Annotated in this window: 1 protein-coding gene and 1 pseudogene; one reads left to right on the forward strand and one right to left on the reverse strand. The window is 75.6% G+C overall.

The window, feature by feature from the left end; translation table 11 throughout:
- The coding region (locus tag C1J00_RS43425; RefSeq protein ID WP_102914236.1) for an enoyl-CoA hydratase/isomerase family protein at positions 1–607 on the reverse strand (607 nt) is incomplete at its 3' end.
- Positions 608–821: 214 nt separating this feature from the next.
- On the opposite strand from C1J00_RS43425, the pseudogene C1J00_RS43430 reads away from it, so the two are divergent.
- Positions 822–1170 (forward strand): annotated as a pseudogene (locus tag C1J00_RS43430) (hypothetical protein); the annotation flags it as partial.

Here is a 1170-nt window from a genome sequence, read left to right on the forward strand (position 1 = left end):
GCACGGGCCAGCGCGCCGCCTCCCGGTCCCGCCCCTCCTCCACCAGGTGATCGACCAGCCCCGACTCTCCCGCCTCCGCGGCCTCCACCCGCCGCGCGGAGAAGATCAGCTCGGCCGCCCGGGCCGCTCCGACCCGCCGCGGCAGCAACTGCGTCCCCCCGCCCCCGGGGATCACCCCGACCGACACCTCCGGCAGCCCCACCACCGCCGTCCGGTCCGCGACGATCACGTCACACGCCAGCGCCAGCTCGAACCCGCCTCCGAGTGCGAACCCGTGCACCGCCGCCACCGTCGGCACCGGCAACTCCAGTACCCCGGTGTACGCCCCCCGCGTCACCGGCCGCTGCCGCAGCAGATCCGCGTCGCTGAACGAGTTCCGCTCCTTCAGATCGGCCCCGACGCAGAACGCCCGCTCGTGCGTCGAGGTCAGGACGACGGCCCGTACCTCGCGGTCCTCACCGAGCGCCGTACACGCCCCGGCGATGGAGCGCGCCATCTCCGTCGACACCGCGTTCATGGCCTTGGGCCGGTCGAGGACGAGCTCCGCGACATGCCCCTGCTCATGCCGCCGCACCAGCACGAACTCCCCGAACCGTTCCTCACTCATGACACCCTCCGGTTAACGCGGGTTAACTAGGTCGACGCATCGATCATCGCAGCCGCACCCCACCCGCGAAAGGGCGGATACCTCCGGCCCTCACCACCCCCGGCAACCCGTTCGAGTGACGTCGCCGCAACTCCGGCCCAAACGCCCATGGGAGCGCATAGCGTGCGTCCCCCACGGCGCACAGGGGGCGCAGGTGCATCGGGGAGGGACCGTGATGACGACGAACACGCCGCCGAAGCCGCACCAGGCCACCGGGGCCGGCATGGCACCCCGCCGCCGGGAGCCGCCCGCACCCCGGGAGCCGGCCGCGGTCGGCTCGTGGGACCAGCCGGCTGCGGCCGAAACCTCCCGCGCCCGGGGCCGTCACCGCAAGCCCCGCCCCCGCAAGGTCCTGCTCGCCGCCGGCGGCCTGGCCCTCGCCGCGGGCGCCCTGAGCCTCCTGCGCCTGACCTCCGGCCCGGGCCCCGACGCCCGCGCCGTCGAGGCCGGGCCCCGCCCGGACCCGGTCACCACCGCCACGGACGACGCCGCCGGCACCGCCGCGGACGACGCCGCCGGCACCG

This window comes from Streptomyces cahuitamycinicus (assembly GCF_002891435.1).
Taxonomy (GTDB): domain Bacteria; phylum Actinomycetota; class Actinomycetes; order Streptomycetales; family Streptomycetaceae; genus Streptomyces; species Streptomyces cahuitamycinicus.